The 17,655-nt window shown below is 34.3% G+C and carries 9 protein-coding genes; 7 read left to right on the top strand and 2 right to left on the bottom strand.

Features of this window, described 5'->3' with window-relative positions; all coding sequences use genetic code 11:
* Positions 1 to 15: 15 nt before the first annotated feature.
* Together FG167_RS03410 and FG167_RS03405 are read right to left on the bottom strand one after the other, a co-directional pair.
* Positions 16 to 1,554, bottom strand: coding sequence for a RagB/SusD family nutrient uptake outer membrane protein (locus FG167_RS03410; protein WP_203460038.1), 1,539 nt, complete (start codon positions 1,552 to 1,554; stop codon positions 16 to 18).
* Between the two features lie 11 nt (positions 1,555 to 1,565).
* Positions 1,566 to 4,667: a TonB-dependent receptor gene (locus tag FG167_RS03405; RefSeq protein WP_203460037.1), complete on the bottom strand. Its 3,102-nt coding sequence runs from the start codon at positions 4,665 to 4,667 to the stop codon at positions 1,566 to 1,568.
* A gap of 224 nt (positions 4,668 to 4,891) precedes the next feature.
* Here FG167_RS03405 and FG167_RS03400 point away from each other — a divergent pair, with 224 nt between their 5' ends.
* The 7 genes from FG167_RS03400 (at position 4,892) to FG167_RS03365 (ending at position 17,651) form a co-directional block, all read left to right on the top strand.
* Positions 4,892 to 5,932: a LacI family DNA-binding transcriptional regulator gene (locus FG167_RS03400; protein WP_203460036.1), complete on the top strand. Its 1,041-nt coding sequence runs from the start codon at positions 4,892 to 4,894 to the stop codon at positions 5,930 to 5,932.
* 136 nt (positions 5,933 to 6,068) lie between these two features.
* Positions 6,069 to 7,442, top strand: a complete 1,374-nt coding sequence (locus FG167_RS03395) for an MFS transporter (protein WP_203460035.1) — start codon at positions 6,069 to 6,071, stop codon at positions 7,440 to 7,442.
* A gap of 2 nt (positions 7,443 to 7,444) precedes the next feature.
* The gene (gene pgmB / locus FG167_RS03390; RefSeq protein ID WP_203460034.1) at positions 7,445 to 8,101 is read left to right on the top strand and encodes a beta-phosphoglucomutase; all 657 of its coding nucleotides are present in this window, start codon (positions 7,445 to 7,447) and stop codon (positions 8,099 to 8,101) included.
* A gap of 59 nt (positions 8,102 to 8,160) precedes the next feature.
* Positions 8,161 to 10,467: a glycoside hydrolase family 65 protein gene (locus FG167_RS03385; RefSeq protein ID WP_203460033.1), complete on the top strand. Its 2,307-nt coding sequence runs from the start codon at positions 8,161 to 8,163 to the stop codon at positions 10,465 to 10,467.
* A 52-nt stretch (positions 10,468 to 10,519) separates the two neighbouring features.
* On the top strand, positions 10,520 to 12,478 hold the full coding sequence (locus FG167_RS03380; protein WP_203460032.1) for a glycoside hydrolase family 13 protein: 1,959 nt from the start codon (positions 10,520 to 10,522) through the stop codon (positions 12,476 to 12,478).
* A gap of 42 nt (positions 12,479 to 12,520) precedes the next feature.
* Positions 12,521 to 15,991 carry a TIM-barrel domain-containing protein gene (locus tag FG167_RS17405; RefSeq protein WP_239004435.1) on the top strand — a complete coding sequence of 1,157 codons (3,471 nt, stop codon included), beginning with the start codon at positions 12,521 to 12,523 and terminating at the stop codon, positions 15,989 to 15,991.
* A 7-nt stretch (positions 15,992 to 15,998) separates the two neighbouring features.
* Positions 15,999 to 17,651: an alpha-amylase family glycosyl hydrolase gene (locus FG167_RS03365; protein ID WP_203460031.1), complete on the top strand. Its 1,653-nt coding sequence runs from the start codon at positions 15,999 to 16,001 to the stop codon at positions 17,649 to 17,651.
* The last annotated feature ends 4 nt before the right edge of the window (positions 17,652 to 17,655 follow it).

Here is a 17,655-nt window from a genome sequence, read left to right as displayed (position 1 = left end):
TTTATGTTTTTTAAATTAATAACCAAGATTTTGTGTTAGATTAGGATTTGCTTGTAAAGCGGTAGACGGAATAGGAAATACATTGTACGTGGAAGGAATGGAAGTACCATTAAGGGTGTTTCCTTTCCAAGGCCATAAGTAACTTCCTCCTGTAAACATGCCAAAGCGTATTAAGTCGGAACGTCTATGTCCTTCTAAGTTCAGTTCTCTTCCTCTTTCGTCTATTAAAAAGCTTAAAGTAAGATCACCCATTCCTATAGCATCTGCATTAGAACGTGTTCTTACACTATTTACATAGGTAAGTGCATCATTCATATTTGCATTTGAAGCACCTCTAACGGCACATTCTGCATACATTAAATACGCATCTGCTAATCTGAATAATGGGAAATCTGTACTTGAAAAAGAAGAAGCTAATGAAGTACCATTAAAATTGGTGTTTCTAAATTTAATAGAAGGATATCCATCAGTCCAAGTTGTGTAATCTGTCATTTCATATTCATGACCTTCGGTCCAAAATAGACTTGCTCTTACATCATTTGAAGTAGATAAATCTCCAAATAGACCATACCAGCCTTTAGATGCTCTATGTCCTCCCCAACCTTCTGTTGCACCAAATTCGCTTAAAGGCATGGTGTCAGAATTTAAATTTCCATTCACAATATAGGTTGTGTTTCCAAAACTCTGACTTACAACAGCATCAGCAATTAAAGGAAAAATGATTTCATTAGATGTATTATTATCAGCAGAAAACAAACTCACAAAATCATCTGCTAAGGTGTGACTAGAAGCAATCACCACGTTTAAATAAGTAGCAGCATCATTGTATCTAGCAGTTCCTGTATATACTTCAGCATTTAAATATAATTTAGATAGTAACATCGCTGCAGCGCTTTCTGTAGCTCTACCATACGTGTTGGTTGCAGGTAAACTAGATTGAATAGCTAATAATTCAGCTTCTGTAAAATCAAATAATTCTTGTCTTGAAGCTTCAGGTAACGGATTTGTTTCTCCGAAATTTTCTTGTGTAGCTAAAACACCTTTTCCAAATACATCAATTAGATAATAGTATGCTAGAGATCTAATAAATCTTACTTCCGCAAGTATTTGTTCTTTATTATCAACATCTACATTTTCTAAAATAGAAAGTAAATTGTTACACTGAGGTATGGTAAAGAAAATTCTGTTATACATATATCTAAAAAACTTGTTTTCAGAATTCCAGTCAGAAGTTGTAGTTAATTGATCTAATCCATTATCTCCCCAACGGTTTTTCATACCATCTGCGGTGAAATCTTGTAGATTCACAATTCCTCTTAGAAATGGAGACTCCCCTGGATCATCACTAATATCTGAACTTCCAGGTCCATCTGCGCCAGAAAGTGCAAAGGATGCATAAAGTCTAGATAAAATACCTTCAACGGCATTTGGGTCTTGAGCTAATAGATCTTCCAATGAAAGTTCTACTTTTGGCTCTGTATCTAATTCATTAGTACAACCTACAAAAAGCAGGATACTAAGACTAAATAAATATTTTAAAATGTTATTTTTCATAGTTAATTTTATTAAAAATCAATGTTAACTCCTAGATTATACACCGTTGCTCTTGGATAGAAATTGGTGTCAATTCCACCAAAATTTTCAGGATCTTGTCCGCTATAATTTGTAATAATAAAAGCATTATTTACAGCGCCATATAATTTAATAGTTGTGTTTTTAAATAGGTTATTAGGAAGCGTATATCCTAAAACAATATTTTCACATCTTAAAAAAGCAGCCTTTTCTAAAAAGTAATCGGAATATTGAATAGGGTCTCTAATTTCGGTAAAAGCTAAATCTGCTTCGCCTGAATAATAGTCTAAAGTATTATTTAAAGATTGCTGATCTAAAGAAACTGCATTTTGAATAACTCCAGCAGTTAATCGTCTAGAATTATATACTTCTCCATCTAGCTGTCCTCTAAAACTAGCTCCAAGATCCCAGTTTTTATAATTCATATTTAAACCAAAACCAAAAGTCCAGTTAGGTTGTATTGCTCTATAGTATCTATCCTCTTCATTAATTTTATTATCCCCATTTAAATCTACAAAACTTCCAAGAATAGGATTTCCATCGATATCATATACTTGTTTTAATACCCACGCAGAACCTGCTTGTTCTCCAACGGCGTGTCTTAATAAATTGTTACCTGTACCAATTGGTAAACCGCCACCTGCAGGTGTTTGCTCAATACCTTTTAAGTCGGTAACTTCATTAATGTTATATGCAATGTTTCCGTTTAAGGATAACTCAAAATTATCTGTACTTATAGGATTTAAATTTAAACCTAATTCAAAACCTTTACTATCTGTAGAACCAACATTTTGTATTAGCAAATCACTTAATGCTTGTCCTGGAGGTACATTAGTTACTACTAATAAATCGGTAGTTTCTCTTTTAAAGATATCAAAAGAACCGCTTATAAGACTATTTTTAAAGAAATCAAAATCGATACCTAAATTATAAGTAGTTGTTTTCTCCCAAGTTAAGTCAGGATTAAACTCTTTAGCGTTATATAAAGTAACACCTTCTATAAACTGACTGTTTGGTGATCCAATTATAAAAACTGGTATAGATGGGAAGAAACCTACTTGTCCGGAAACATCTTGGTTACCCGTTTTACCCCAACCTAATCTTACTTTTAAATCGTTTATAACGTTTACATTTTGTAAAAAAGATTCTTCTTTTAATTTCCACGCTAATGCAGCCGATGGAAAATAACCCCAACGATTTTCTTCGGTAAAGAAAGAAGAACCATCCGCTCTCATCGATAGCGTTACTAAATATTTATCTCCTAAATTAATATTAGATCTTCCAAAGAAGGACTGTAAATTTAAAAGGCTGAAATATCTATTGTTAGGATTTGCAGTATCGATGTTTGGAATACGTACTCCAGAAACTTCATCGTTTCTAAATTCGTCTCTATTTCCATCGTTTTTAAAATTTTGATATGCATAACCTGCTTGCACATTATAGGAATTTATAAATCCATCTAAATCTTTGGCATAATCTAAATAAGATTCCCAAGTAGTATTCGTAATATGTTGACGTTCTCTACTTGCTACACCAGGATTAAAGATATACGTTCCTGTAGGTTCGTTAGGGTCTGGTACTAAAGTGTACGTTGCTAGTGCGTTTTCTTGAAAACTTTCTTTTGTTTTCGCTCTTGACGCTTCTAATCCAAAATTTGTTACCGCTCTTAATTCTGGTAGAAAATGAAATTTATAATCCAATTCTAAACTTCCTAAAATTCTATTTACACGTTGCGGGTTAGAACGTTGTTCTAATAACGCTAAAGGATTACTCGATCCAACTCTTCCATTAGGTAAGTTAGTGTCTGAAGCTGATAATATTTTACTGTAGTAACCACCAAAAATGGAGTTTGAATCGTAAACAGGTTTTGTTGGGTCCATAGAAATGGCTCCACCTAAAGCGCCACCTTCGTCGATAGAATTTTTATTTACAAAAGTTCCTTTTGCATTAAAGTCAATCTTAAGATGATCATCAAATAATTTTGGTGTTAATCTTAAGGAAGCGGTAACACGTTCGTAGTCATTTTCTTTTACAACACCTTCACTTTCATTGTAACCTACAGATGCTCTAAATGGTATTTTTTCAAATAAGTTAGCTCTTACACCAAAGTTATAATCTTTATTAATAGCTGTTCTATAAATAACGTCTTGCCAATTCGTGTCATAAATTGCTCTGGGTCCATTTGGTGTATCAATAATTTGAGATACTTTTTCATTGGTAGAAACAGATCCAACAGGAACTCCTAAAAGGCCCGTTTTTTCTGGGTAATACTCACTAATGAATTTCACGAAATTAGCGCTATCCATTACAGGTACATAGTTGTCATTACCAATATTACTTATAGATGTGCTAGCAGAAAAGTTGTATTTTGCTTCGCCAGAGGTTCCTTTTTTAGTCGTAATAATAAGAACACCATTAGATGCTCTCGATCCATAAATTGCCGTTGCCGAAGCATCTTTTAGAATACTAAAGCTTTCAATGTCATTAGGATTAATCAGGCTTAAAGGATTTCCTACACCAGAAATACCTCCATTATCCATAGGAACTCCATCAATTACAATTAACGGATCATTCTTTCCTCCTAATGATGTTCCTCCTCTAATTCTAATATTCGGAGAAGCATCTGGTTGTCCACCAGAACTTGTGATTCTAACACCTGCAGCTTTACCTCTTAAAAGCTGTTCTGCCGATTGAATGGAACCTTTATTGAAATCTTCTGAAGTGATAACTTCTACAGATCCCGTAAGGTCTTCTTTTTTAACACTACCATAACCAATAACTACAACTTCATCTAAGCTAGAAGCGTCTTCTATTAAGGCTACATTTATTGTTTGTTGTCCGTTATAAATAATTTCTTGCGCAATAAAGCCTATATAAGAAAAAACTAAAACGTCTCCGTTATTTACGTTAACTTCATATCTTCCATCAAAATCTGTAGCAGTTCCTCTAGATGTGTCTTTGATAATCACATTCACACTAGGAAGTGGTAAAGATGAGGATTGTTCAGTTACAGTTCCTTTTACGGTACTTTGTGCTATCATACACAAAGGAAAAACCAGTAGAAAAAACAATAAGCCATTTAACTTTGTTTTCATAAAATAATTTAATTAGTTATTAATTTAATTAGTTATATTTTCACTTCTCGATGTTAAAACTATGTAAATTTTATGTAAAGATTTAACCTAGGAAAAAGAAAACATTAGCGCAAACGTTTTCGTGTTGAAAACTTTTTAAAAAATGAGAGTTTTATATAAAAAACAAGTAAAAATTATTACTTTGGTAATTAAATAATAGCTTTATTGAGCAATTAGTAAAATTTATGAAACGAAAAGTTACCCTAAAACAGATAGCAAAAGAATTAGACGTGTCTATTTCTACTGTATCCAAAGCACTAAGAAATAGTAAAGAAATAAGTGAAGATACCAGACAAAAAGTTCAAGCATTTGCTAAACTCTATAATTATAGACCAAACAATATTGCACTGAGTTTAAAGAATAGGAAAACAAAAACGATAGGTATTATTATACCAGAAATTGTGCATCATTTTTTCTCGAAAGTTATTCGAGGTATTGAGTTGGTTGCCAATAAACGTGGTTATAATGTTATTGTTGGGTTATCTAACGAGTCTTTCTCTAAAGAGGTTATAAATATGGAAATGCTTGCCAACGGTAGTATAGATGGTTTTATATTATCTATTGCAAAAGAAACATTGCAACAGCAGGATTATCATCATTTTACCGAAACTATTAATCAAGGTATGCCCATTGTAATGTTTGATAGAGTTGTAAATGAAATAAAATGTGATAAAGTTATCGTTGATGATGCTGAAGGTGCTAAGCAAGCAGTAACAAAGTTAATTAATAACGACTGTAAAAACATTGCGATTATTACAACAATGGACTATGTTAGTGTTGGTAAATTAAGAACCCAAGGCTATTTAGAAGCGCTAGAAGAACATAAAATAAACCCAAAAGCAAGTTTAATTTTAAAAGTACATGACCAATTATTATCTGAAGATCATTTAGATTCTTTAGAAATAGAAATTGAAAATTTATTTAAAAACAATAAAAATCTGGATGGTATTTTTGCCGTAAATGAACTCTATGCACTTACCGCAATGAAGGTGGCGAGGAAGATGCATTTAAAAATTCCGGAAGACATTCAAATCATTGGTTTTACAGATGGTGTACTGTCTAAACATGCCGTTCCTGCGCTTACAACTGTAAGTCAGCACGGACAAAAAATAGGGGAAAAAGCAGCCGAATTATTAATCAATAATTTAGAAAGAGAAGACGAAGAAGATATCTACGAAACCGTAGTTATTGAGACCGAATTAATAGAACGAGAATCCACCAAATAAAAAAATAACACAGAATATTTAAAAACTTTTATATATTTACACCCAAATCAAAACTTATATTTTTACTTCTCAGGTAATTTAGTTTTGATAAGTAAAATGCTTATCAGAATAGTATTAATTATAAAATATACTATTAATGAAAAAGCGCGTATTAGGTTTTTGGGAAATCTGGAACATGAGTTTCGGTTTCTTGGGGATACAATTCGGATTTGCACTACAAGGAGGCTTTATGTCTCGAATTTTTCAAACCCTAGGAGCAGAAAAAGATGCCATTCCATTATTATGGATTGCTGCACCTTTAACTGGTTTATTGGTACAACCAATTATTGGTTATTTAAGTGATAGAACATGGAGTGTTAAATGGGGAAGACGTAGGCCTTATTTTTTAATTGGAGCGATATTAAGTTCCATTGCATTATTTTTTGTGCCACACTCTCCAACACTTTGGATGGCGGCAGGATTTTTATGGATTCTCGATGCTTCCATAAATATTTCTATGGAACCCTTTAGGGCCTTAGTAGCAGATAAACTTCCAGAATCACAACGGTCTTACGGTTTTGTGATGCAAACACTAATTATAGGAATTGGTACTTGGGTTGCAAGTAATTTACCTTGGCTAGTTTCTCAATTAGGAGTTAGTAACGAAGCTGCTTCAGGTGTAGTGCCAATGTCTGTAAAAGTCGCATTCGCAATTGGTGCTTTTGTGTTTTTAGTCAGTATTTTATACACCGTTTTTACTACCACAGAATATCCTCCTGAAGACATGGAAGAATTCGAAAAAGAAAAAGCGAAGAAAAATCAATTCCTTCCAGATATTTTAAATAATATAGGAAACATGCCACTTACCATGAAAAAGTTAGGTGTCATTCAATTCTTTTCCTGGTTTGCATTTTTCACCATGTGGAGTATGGCAAATCCAGCACTTACCGAACATGTTTTTCATACTCCAGCTCCAATTGAAGCTGCTTTTGATATGACTAATGCCTTACAATCGGAAGCTTTTAATGTAGCAAATACAGCATTTCAAGAATCTTCAAATGCAGTAGGTTCTGCTATGGGAGTTTACGGATTATCCTCTATGGCATTCGCTTTATTGCTAACTTTTTATACTTCAAAAAGACGCATCAATAGAAAACTGGTACACTTGAGTTCTTTAATCTTAGGAGGCTTAGGATTTCTATTCATGAGCTATACGTCACCCGAAAATTTAAAATGGTGTTTTGTATTAATAGGCTTTGCTTGGGGAAGTATTCTTTCTATGCCGTATGCCATGTTATCTAGTTCTGTAGATCCTAAAAAAATGGGTGTCATTATGGGAATCTTCAATATGTTTATTGTAATCCCACAAATTATTGCAGCGCTTGGCGGAATTAATTTTGTGTCCGGATTATTAGGAGAAGAAGCTATTAACGCAATGACAGTTGCAGGAATAAGTCTAATAATTGCAGGACTTTGCAACTTGTTAATTACCAATAAAAACGCAATTACATATCAAGCAGAAGAAATATAAAAATGAATAAAAAAGGATTCATATTCGACCTAGACGGTGTTATTGTAGATACTGCAAAATATCATTTTTTAGCATGGAAAAAACTAGCTAAAAGTATAGATGTAGATTTTACACACGAGCAAAACGAACAACTTAAAGGTGTTAGCCGCGTAAAATCACTCGAAAAAATATTAGAATGGGGAAATAAAACCATTTCCGAAGAACAGTTTAACAACTTAATGGCTAGTAAAAACGATGACTATTTAAGTTTTATAGCTAAAATGGATGATAACGAGATTCTGCCAGATGTGCCTAAGATTTTAGATTATTTAATCGCTCAAGAACAACCTGTTTCTTTAGGTTCAGCGAGTAAAAATGCACGTCAAATTTTAGAAAAAGTAAACTTGATGAACAAGTTTAACGCTATTGTAGATGGTAATGATGTTAGTAAAGCGAAACCAGATCCAGAAGTGTTTTTAATTGCTGCAAAACATTTAAATATCAAACCTGAAGATTGTATTGTATTTGAAGATTCGGTAGCAGGAGTACAAGCTGCAAATACTGCTAATATGATTTCTATTGGTATTGGTGAAAAAGACGTGTTACATGAGGCCGATTATATTTTTTCAGACTTTACGGAAATAGAAAATAGCTTCATTCAAGAATTAATAAATAGATAAAAAAGCTGAAGGTCGCAAGTAAAACAATAGTTGTGCCTATCATCAAAAAAATATAAAAAATGAATCAAGATTATATACAACCAGACAATTGGTCTATAATTGAAGAAGGTTTTGATGCAGATCGCGTAAAATCTTCAGAAAGTTTATTTAGCATCGGAAATGGTGCTATGGGCCAACGTGCTAATTTTGAAGAGAAATATACAGGAGCCACCTTTCAAGGAAGTTATATTGCAGGAGTTTATTATCCAGATAAAACGAGAGTAGGTTGGTGGAAAAATGGATACCCAGAATATTTTGCAAAAGTTCTTAATGCGCCAAATTGGATAGGGATTAACGTACTGGTAAATAAGGAGCAATTAGATTTATTTACTTGTAAAGAAGTGAGAAACTTTCGTAGAGAATTGAATATGAAAGAAGGTTGGCTTTCTAGAAGTTTTGTAGCAATACTTTCAAATAATGTTGAGGTTGAAGTGAATACAAAACGCTTTTTAAGTTTAGATCTAGATGAGGTTGGTGCTATTAATTTCAACATAACACCTATAAATGGCGATGCAGAAATTACTTTTCAGCCGTATTTAGATGCAGGAATTACCAATGAAGATACCAATTGGGACGATAAGTTTTGGGATACTTTAAAGGTGTCTTCAGAAGGTGAAAGAGCTTTTATTGAAGCAAAAACCATGAAAACAGGTTTTCATACTTGTGCTTTTATGGAATCTTCGGTTTTTATAAATAACGAAAGACAAGACCAAAAACCAGAGGTAGATAAACAGGCTAATACTATTGCGTTTAGCTATACCGTTTCTGTTCTAGCAAACAAAACAGCAAGCATTCATAAATTTGGTGGCTATACGGTAGACAGAAATCACAATAAAAATCAATTGGTTTTCGCAGCAAATAAGGCTTTAGAAACTGCTACAAAATTAGGGTTTCACGCACTTTTGGCGAATCAAAAAGAGGCTTGGTCTAAAATATGGGAAATGTCAGACATCACTATTGATGGCGACGTAAAAGCACAACAAGGAATTCGTTTTAATATCTTTCAATTAAATCAAACCTATTTAGGTAAAGATTCTACCTTAAATATTGGCCCGAAAGGATTTACAGGAGAAAAATATGGGGGAAGTACCTATTGGGATACCGAGGCATATTGTATTCCTTTTTATATGGCTACTAAAGATCAAAAAGTAGCGCGAAGCTTGCTTAAATATAGATATAATCATTTAGATAAAGCGATTGAAAATGCTGGAAAATTAGGCTTCAAAAACGGAGCAGCATTATATCCAATGGTAACTATGAATGGGGAAGAATGCCATAATGAATGGGAGATTACCTTTGAGGAAATCCACAGAAATGGAGCCATCGCTTTCGCTATTTATAATTACTATCGTTACACAGGCGATTTTAGCTATATTCCAGAAATGGGATTAGAAGTCCTTATCGGAATTGCAAGATTCTGGCAACAACGTGCAACCTTTTCTACAGAGAAAAATCAGTACGTTATTTTAGGTGTTACCGGTCCAAATGAATATGAAAATAACATCAACAATAATTTTTACACCAACTATTTAGCAAAATGGTGTATCGATTATGCTATAGAAAATATTGAAAAAGTAAAAGAAGGTTATCGCGAAGACTATTTGCGTATTACTGGTAAAACCAAAATCACACACGAAGAGCTTGATCACTGGAAAAAAGTAGCCGACAACATGTATTTTCCATATTCTGAAAAGCACCAAGTGTACTTACAACAGGATGGTTTTTTAGATAAGGAATTAATTACCGTTGCAGATTTGCCAAAAGCAGACAGACCAATCAATCAAAAATGGAGTTGGGACCGAATTTTACGTTCGCCTTACATCAAACAAGCAGATACCTTACAAGGTTTATACTTTTTTGAAGATCAGTTTTCAACCGAAGAATTAAAACGTCATTTCGATTTTTACGAACCATTTACCGTACATGAAAGTTCACTTTCTCCTTGTGTACACAGTATTCAGGCTGCTAAATTAGATCAAATGGATCAAGCATATACGTTCTATTTACGTACTTCTCGTTTAGATCTAGACGACTATAATAAAGAGGTCGATGAAGGTCTTCATATTACTAGTATGGCTGGAACTTGGATGAGTATTGTAGAAGGTTTTGGTGGTATGCGTATTAAAAATGACATGCTAAATTTTGAACCTCGTATCCCAAAAGAATGGGAAGCATATTCTTTTAAAGTAAACTTTAGAGATCAGATTTTAAAAGTGAATGTATCCCAATCAGAAACGACTTTTGAGTTAGAAGGTGATACCGCTTTAAACATAGTAGTAAATAGCAAACCTGTAACGGTTTCTCCAGATAATTTGGTGAAAGTATAATAGAATTTATCCTGCAGGGTTATTATAACCTTGCAGGTATAAAACGAATAATATGAGATTTTTAAAACACATTTTAATACTTATTATAGTTACAAGTAATGTGTCGTGTGAAAATATTAATGAAAAAAAAGGTGCTACGGAAGTCGTTTTCGAAGTTAAAAACGATATCGAAAGAGTGGAGCCTCCTAATTGGTGGATTGGTTTTAAAAACACACAAGTGCAATTGTTGGTAAAGCATCCAAATATTTCGGAAGCAGTACCAAGTATCCATTATGATGGTGTTTCTATTGCAAATGTTCATAAAGCAGATAGTCCAAATTACCTGTTTATAGATGTAACTATTTCAGAAAACACGAAAGCAGGACAATTCCATATTTATTTTGATTTTAAAAACGAAAAACAACTCGTATATACTTATTCCTTAAAGAATAGAGAGCGAGATGCTACCGATTTTCAAGGTTTTGATAGTTCGGATGCTATTTATTTAATTACTCCAGATCGTTTTGCAAACGGTGATACTTCTAATGATATTTTTTTAGATACTTCTGGTATTAGCGAAAATGGTGAAAAAGTTAGCCTTTTAAAAGAAGCTACTATCAATAGAAAGGATGATTACGCAAGACACGGTGGAGATATAAAAGGAATGATACAGCATCTCGATTATATAGAGGAGATGGGTTTTACGCAAATTTGGTCTTGTCCTTTGTTGACTAATGATATGCCAACATCTTCGTATCATGGTTATGCGATGACCGATTTCTATGAAGTAGATCCGCGTTACGGAACATTAGAAGATTACAAAGCATTTTCCGCGAAAGCGAAAGAAAAAAGTATTGGTCTCATCATGGATCAAGTGGCTAACCATTGCGGAAGCGAACATTGGTGGATGCAAGATTTACCGTTTAAAGATTGGGTGAATCAACAGGAAAGTTTTGAGCAGAATAAACCTTTAAATAATTCCAATCACAGACGTACAAGTAATCAGGATTTGTATGCTTCTAAAAAGGATAAAAAAGAAATGGCAGAAGGTTGGTTTGTATCGGCAATGCCAGATTTAAATCAGCGAAATGCGTTTATGGCCAATTATATTATTCAAAATAGTATTTGGTGGGTGGAAACCCTAAACTTATCCGGAATAAGACAAGATACCTATCCATATCCAGATAAAGATTTTATGTCTAATTGGGCTGGTGCGATTATGAACGAATATCCAAATTTTAGTATCGTTGGTGAAGAATGGAGTACCAATCCATTGCTAATTGCATATTGGCAAGAAGGTCACGAAAATAAGGATGGTTACGTTTCTAATTTACGTTCTACAATGGATTTTGCAATGCAAAAAAATATAGTAGATGCCTTAAATGAAGACGAATCTTGGGATAACGGACTCGTTAAAATGTACGAAGGTTTAGCAAATGATTTTGCATACGCTTCACCAAAAGATATTATGATATTTCCAGATAATCATGATATGAGTCGCATTTTTACACAGCTTAAAGGGGATATACCAAATACCAAAATGGCGCTAAGTTATCTGTTGACTTTACCAAGAATTCCGCAGATTTATTACGGAACAGAAATCTTAATGAACGACTTTGAAAAACCAGGAGATCATGGTTTAATTCGTACCGATTTTCCGGGCGGTTGGAAAGGAGATTCTATAAATGCTTTTTCAGGAGAAGGATTATCAGATGCACAAAAAGACATGCAGTTATTCCTTAAAAAAATACTGAACTATAGAAAAACAAGTGACGCCATTCACAACGGAGAAACCATTCATTTTGCACCTTATATGGGAACCTATTTTCTTTTTAGAAATATCGATGGAGAAACCGTAGTACATATTGTTAATAAAAATAACGAACCAATTAGTTTAGATTTAAAACGCTTTGAAGAAGTTGGTTTGCAAGGGAAAACATTAAAAAATATAGTAACTAATGAAACTTTTGTTTGGGAAGATGAAATAATCTTAAGCCAAAGAGGAAGTTTACTATTATCCACTAAATTATAAACTAAATGTCACCTCGAGCGCAGTCGAGAGGTCTCCAACGAAATGAAAAACATTATATACATACTATCTTTTTTGCTATTTCAAATAGCATCGGGGCAAGTCACAATTATCGTAGAAGAGCTACCTAAAGAAACAGCAGAAAATACTTCTATTTTCATTTCAGGGAGTTTTGAAGGATGGTCTGGTGGGAAAAAAGAACAAAAAAATGGCGTCTATTCCATTACACTTCCGAAGCAAGACGGACAAATAAACTTCAAGTTTACACAAGGTTCCTGGAAATCTGTGGAGTGTTCTAAAAAAGGCTTAGCAATAGAGGATCGTACGTATACTTTTGATAAACCAAACGATACTATTACGGTGAAAATCGCTGGTTGGGATCATCTATTCGAAGTAAAAAATGCAGCAACAGTTTCTGAAAATGTAACTGTTTTATCCGAAGATTTTGATATTCCACAATTACATAGAAAACGCCGTGTTTGGTTGTATTTACCTGCAGATTACGAAACATCTAATGCGGATTATCCTGTGGTTTACATGCACGACGGACAAAACCTTTTTGATGCGAGTACATCTGGTTATGGTGAATGGAATGTAGATGAAACACTGGATAAATTATTTAAAGAACAAAATTTAAAATTAATTGTAGTTGGTATTGATCATGGAGGTGACAAAAGATTAGACGAATATTCTCCATGGAAACACCCAGAATATGGAGGTGGAGAAGGCGATGCATATCTGGATTTTATTACGAATACATTAAAACCTTATATCGATGCTCATTATAATACCAAAAAAGATAAAAGCAATACTGCCATTTTTGGTAGCTCGATGGGCGGATTAATTTCACATTATGCAGCATTAAAATATCCAAACATTTTTGGTAAAGTTGGTGTGTATTCTCCATCGTATTGGTTTGCTCCAGAAGAAGTAAACACATTCTCAAAACAGCATGGGGATATTCAAGATACTAAAATGTACTTTTTAGCTGGCGGAAAAGAAGGAACAAATACTTCTCGAACCGAAATTAGCCAAACTGTAACCGATATGAATAGTATGATCGGTCTTTTGCAATCCAATGGATTTCCTTCAGAAAACATCCAATCTAAAATCGTTCCAGAAGGCAAACACAACGAAGCACTTTGGCGTAGTAATTTTGAGGAAGCAATCACTTGGCTATTTCAAGATGCTATTAAAAAAAGGGAATTTGTCGATGCCAATTTTAAGGATAATAAATTGCAAGTAACCGTTTCTGATGGAACATACAAAATGCAATTTTATTCTCCAGAAATTATAGAAACTACTTTTGTTCCAACAGGAGAAACGTATAATAAAGAGTCACATGCGTTGGTTTTAACCGAAGCTTTTTCATATGTTAAGCACAAGGAAAGTGACGCGGAAATCATTTTTACTGCGAAAGATTTATCTATTAAAATTACGAAAGCACCTTTTCATATTTCCTATTGGTTCAAAGGAAAAGAAGTGACTTCCGAAAAAAATGGCTATCAAAAAACAGACGAATTGGAAACCATTCAATTAAACCTAACGCCAGATGAAGTTTTATATGGTGGTGGTGCAAGAGCTTTAGGAATGAACCGAAGAGGAAATCGCCTGGAGCTATATAATAAAGCGCATTATGGTTATGAAGATCGCAGTGCATTAATGAATTACACGATGCCAATTGTTGTGTCTTCAGAGAAGTATTTAATCCATTTTGATAATGCGCCAATTGGCTTTTTAGATTTAGATTCTAAAGCAAATAACACCTTGACTTATGAGACTATTTCTGGTAGAAAAACCTATCAAGTTGTGGTGGGCGATTCTTGGTTAGATCTTACAAAAAACTACACCAAACTTACAGGCACACAACCTATGCCACCGCGATGGGCTTTAGGGAATTTTTCTAGTCGATTTGGTTACCATTCCCAACAAGAAGTGCAAGAGACTGCACAAAAATTCAGAGAGGAAAACATTCCGTTAGATGCAATAATTATTGATATTTTCTGGTTCGGAAAAACCATAAAAGGCACGATGGGAAACCTAGCTTTTGATCGCGATTCTTTTCCAAATCCGAAGCAAATGATAAAAGGCTTAAAAGACAATAACGTACAAACCGTTTTAGTTACAGAGCCTTTTGTGTTAACCACTTCCAGCCGTTGGGACGAAGCGGTGAAAGAAGATGTTTTAGCCAAGGATTCTATTGGTAATCCGTTTACCTATGACTTCTATTTTGGAAATACCGGATTGATAGATATTTATAATCCGAAAGGAAAAAAATGGTTTTGGAATATTTATAAAGACCTAGCAGATTTAGGTGTTGCAGGAATTTGGGGAGATTTAGGCGAGCCGGAAGTGCATCCTAAAAGCTTACTACACGCAACAGGAACTGCCGATGAGGTACATAATATTTACGGACATAATTGGGCCCAGTTAATTCAGGAAGGATACACCTCCAGTTTTCCAAATACAAGACCTTTTATTTTAATGCGTGCAGGAAGTTCTGGTTCACAACGGTTCGGAATGATTCCTTGGTCTGGAGATGTGAATCGCACTTGGGGCGGTTTGCAATCTCAACCAGAAATTGCATTGCAAATGGGAATGCAAGGTTTGGCTTTTATGCATAGCGATTTGGGCGGATTTGCAGGTGATAACTTAGATGATGAACTTTATGCACGATGGTTGCAATATGGCGTTTTTCAACCTATTTACAGACCACATGCACAAGAAGAAGTTCCGGCAGAACCTGTGTTTAGAAGTGATAAAGCAAAAGCATTAGCTAAACAAGCTATCGAATTAAGATATAAATTATTGCCGTACAATTATAACTTGGTATTTGAAAACAACCAATCTGGAGCGCCTTTAATGCGACCACTATTTTTTGAGGAAGTAGATAATTCCAAATTGCAAACGATAGCTTCCACATACCTTTGGGGAAATGATTTTCTAGTTACTCCAATCGTTAATCCGAAACAAACAGAAGTGGATGTTTACTTTCCTAAAAACAGCAATTGGTATCATTTTTATACCGATGAAAAAGTCAGCGGCGGACAAACACTTTCCGTGAAAACGGTAGAAAATAGTATTCCTACCTACGTTCGTGGTGGTGCATTTATTCCAACAGCAAAGTCGATGCAGAGCACTTCAGAATATGATGGAAATACTTTAGATGTACATTATTATTTTGACGAAACCGTTTCCAATAGTGAACGTACCGTATATAATGACGATGGAACCACAAAAAATGCTTTTGAAAAAGGAGCATTCGAAATTTTAAGATTGGAAGCAGAAACAACGAAAAAATATTTAGAAATAGATTTTGAAGCCGAAATAGGTTCTCGTTATTCCGCATCCACTAAAACAATAGAATTGGTGATTCATCATTTTCCTAAAGCGCCAAAGCAATTAAAATACAATGGAAAAAAAGAGGCTTTCCAATACGATGAAGCTTCGAAAATATTGCGTTTTAATGTGCAATGGAATACTTCGGAAGAAGGCGAAGCACAAATTAAATACTAAGTAAGAAATGAGAAAAAGCATCCTTTTAATAGCGACTATAGTACTTGTTTTTGGTTGTAATTCCGAAAAGAAAACAATTCCGGAAATAGCAAAAGAGACCCCATTTGTTTGGGAAGCAGCAAACCTGTATTTTTTGTTAACAGATCGTTTTAATAATGGTGATCAGACCAATGATGTTAATTACGACAGAACTAAAGAAACTGGCGTTTTACGTGGTTTTGAAGGAGGAGATTTAAAAGGAATTACGCAAAAAATAAATGACGACTATTTTACAGATTTAGGAATCAATGCCATTTGGATGTCGCCAATTGTAGAGCAAATTCACGGAGGAACAGATGAAGGCACGGGAATTACGTACGGGTTTCATGGCTATTGGACAAAAGACTGGACCAATATCGATGCTAATTTAGGAACCGAAGCGGATTTGAGAAATTTAGTAGATGCAGCGCATAAAAAAGGTATTCGTGTTTTACTAGATGCCGTTATCAATCACACAGGTCCTGTAACCGAGAAAGATCCGGTTTGGCCAAGCGATTGGGTGCGAACTGGACCGCAATGCGACTACAAAAATTTTGACAATACCGTGACTTGCACTTTGGTTAAAAACCTTCCAGATATTAAAACCGAAAGCAATGAAGATGTAGCATTACCGCCTCATTTAATTGCAAAATGGAAAGCAGAAGGTCGATATGAACAAGAAGTTGCAGAGCTAGATGCCTTTTTTGAAACCCATGATTATCCGCGAGCACCTCGTTTTTACATCATGAAATGGTTAAGCGATTATATTACCGACTTTGGTATTGATGGCTACAGAGTAGATACAGTAAAGCATACAGAAGCTTATGTTTGGCGGGAGTTTAAGTCCGTTTGTGATAACGCTTTCGCGGAATTTAAAGAGGAAAATCCAAACAAAGTGTTAGACGATACTGATTTTTACTTGGTTGGTGAATTGTATAACTACGGTATTTCCTCAGGAACCATTTTTGATTTTGGAAATAAAAAAGTGGATTATTTTACCGATGCTTTTAATAGTCTAATCAATTTTGAGTTTAAATGGAATGCAGCACAGCAATCTTACGAAGAGCAGTTTAAAAATTACGATAGTATTTTAAATAGCACATTGAAAGATTATAGTGTTTTAAATTATTTGACTTCGCATGACGACGGACAACCATTTGATAAAAACAGAGAGAAAACATTCGAAACGGCAACGCGATTGTTGTTGTCTCCTGGAATCTCTCAAGTTTATTATGGAGACGAGTTAGCTAGAGATTTAACTATTGAAGGTACGGTTGGAGATGCCACTTTAAGGAGTTTTATGAATTGGGAAGAAATTTCTCAAAAACAAGATTTACTAATCCATTGGCAAAAATTAGGTCAGTTTAGACGTAACCATCCTTCGGTTGGAGCAGGGAAACATCAAATGATTAGTGATTCGCCATATATTTTCAGTAGAAAGTATACCAAAGGGGATTTTAAAGACCAAGTCATTATAGGTATCGATATTCCAAAAGGAGAACATCGTATGGATGTGTCTTCTGTTATTAAAGACGGACAAAAAGTTACTGATTTCTATTCCGGGAAAACCTTCGAGGTTAAAAACGGAACCATTACGATTACTATAGATACAAACATCATTTTATTAGAAGAATTTAAATAACAAA

This window comes from Lacinutrix sp. WUR7 (assembly GCF_016864015.1).
GTDB lineage: Bacteria > Bacteroidota > Bacteroidia > Flavobacteriales > Flavobacteriaceae > Oceanihabitans.
This window is presented reverse-complemented; position numbering and strand designations above follow the sequence as displayed.

Excerpts from the sequence above, each read along its gene's own strand:
- FG167_RS03410 (WP_203460038.1), bottom strand. The coding sequence starts at position 1,554 with ATGAAAAATAACATTTTAAAATATTTATTTAGTCTTAGTATCCTGCTT.
- FG167_RS03405 (WP_203460037.1), bottom strand. The coding sequence starts at position 4,667 with ATGAAAACAAAGTTAAATGGCTTATTGTTTTTTCTACTGGTTTTTCCT.
- FG167_RS03400 (WP_203460036.1), top strand. The coding sequence starts at position 4,892 with ATGAAACGAAAAGTTACCCTAAAACAGATAGCAAAAGAATTAGACGTG.
- FG167_RS03395 (WP_203460035.1), top strand. The coding sequence starts at position 6,069 with ATGAAAAAGCGCGTATTAGGTTTTTGGGAAATCTGGAACATGAGTTTC.
- pgmB (WP_203460034.1), top strand. The coding sequence starts at position 7,445 with ATGAATAAAAAAGGATTCATATTCGACCTAGACGGTGTTATTGTAGAT.
- FG167_RS03385 (WP_203460033.1), top strand. The coding sequence starts at position 8,161 with ATGAATCAAGATTATATACAACCAGACAATTGGTCTATAATTGAAGAA.
- FG167_RS03380 (WP_203460032.1), top strand. The coding sequence starts at position 10,520 with ATGAGATTTTTAAAACACATTTTAATACTTATTATAGTTACAAGTAAT.
- FG167_RS17405 (WP_239004435.1), top strand. The coding sequence starts at position 12,521 with ATGAAAAACATTATATACATACTATCTTTTTTGCTATTTCAAATAGCA.
- FG167_RS03365 (WP_203460031.1), top strand. The coding sequence starts at position 15,999 with ATGAGAAAAAGCATCCTTTTAATAGCGACTATAGTACTTGTTTTTGGT.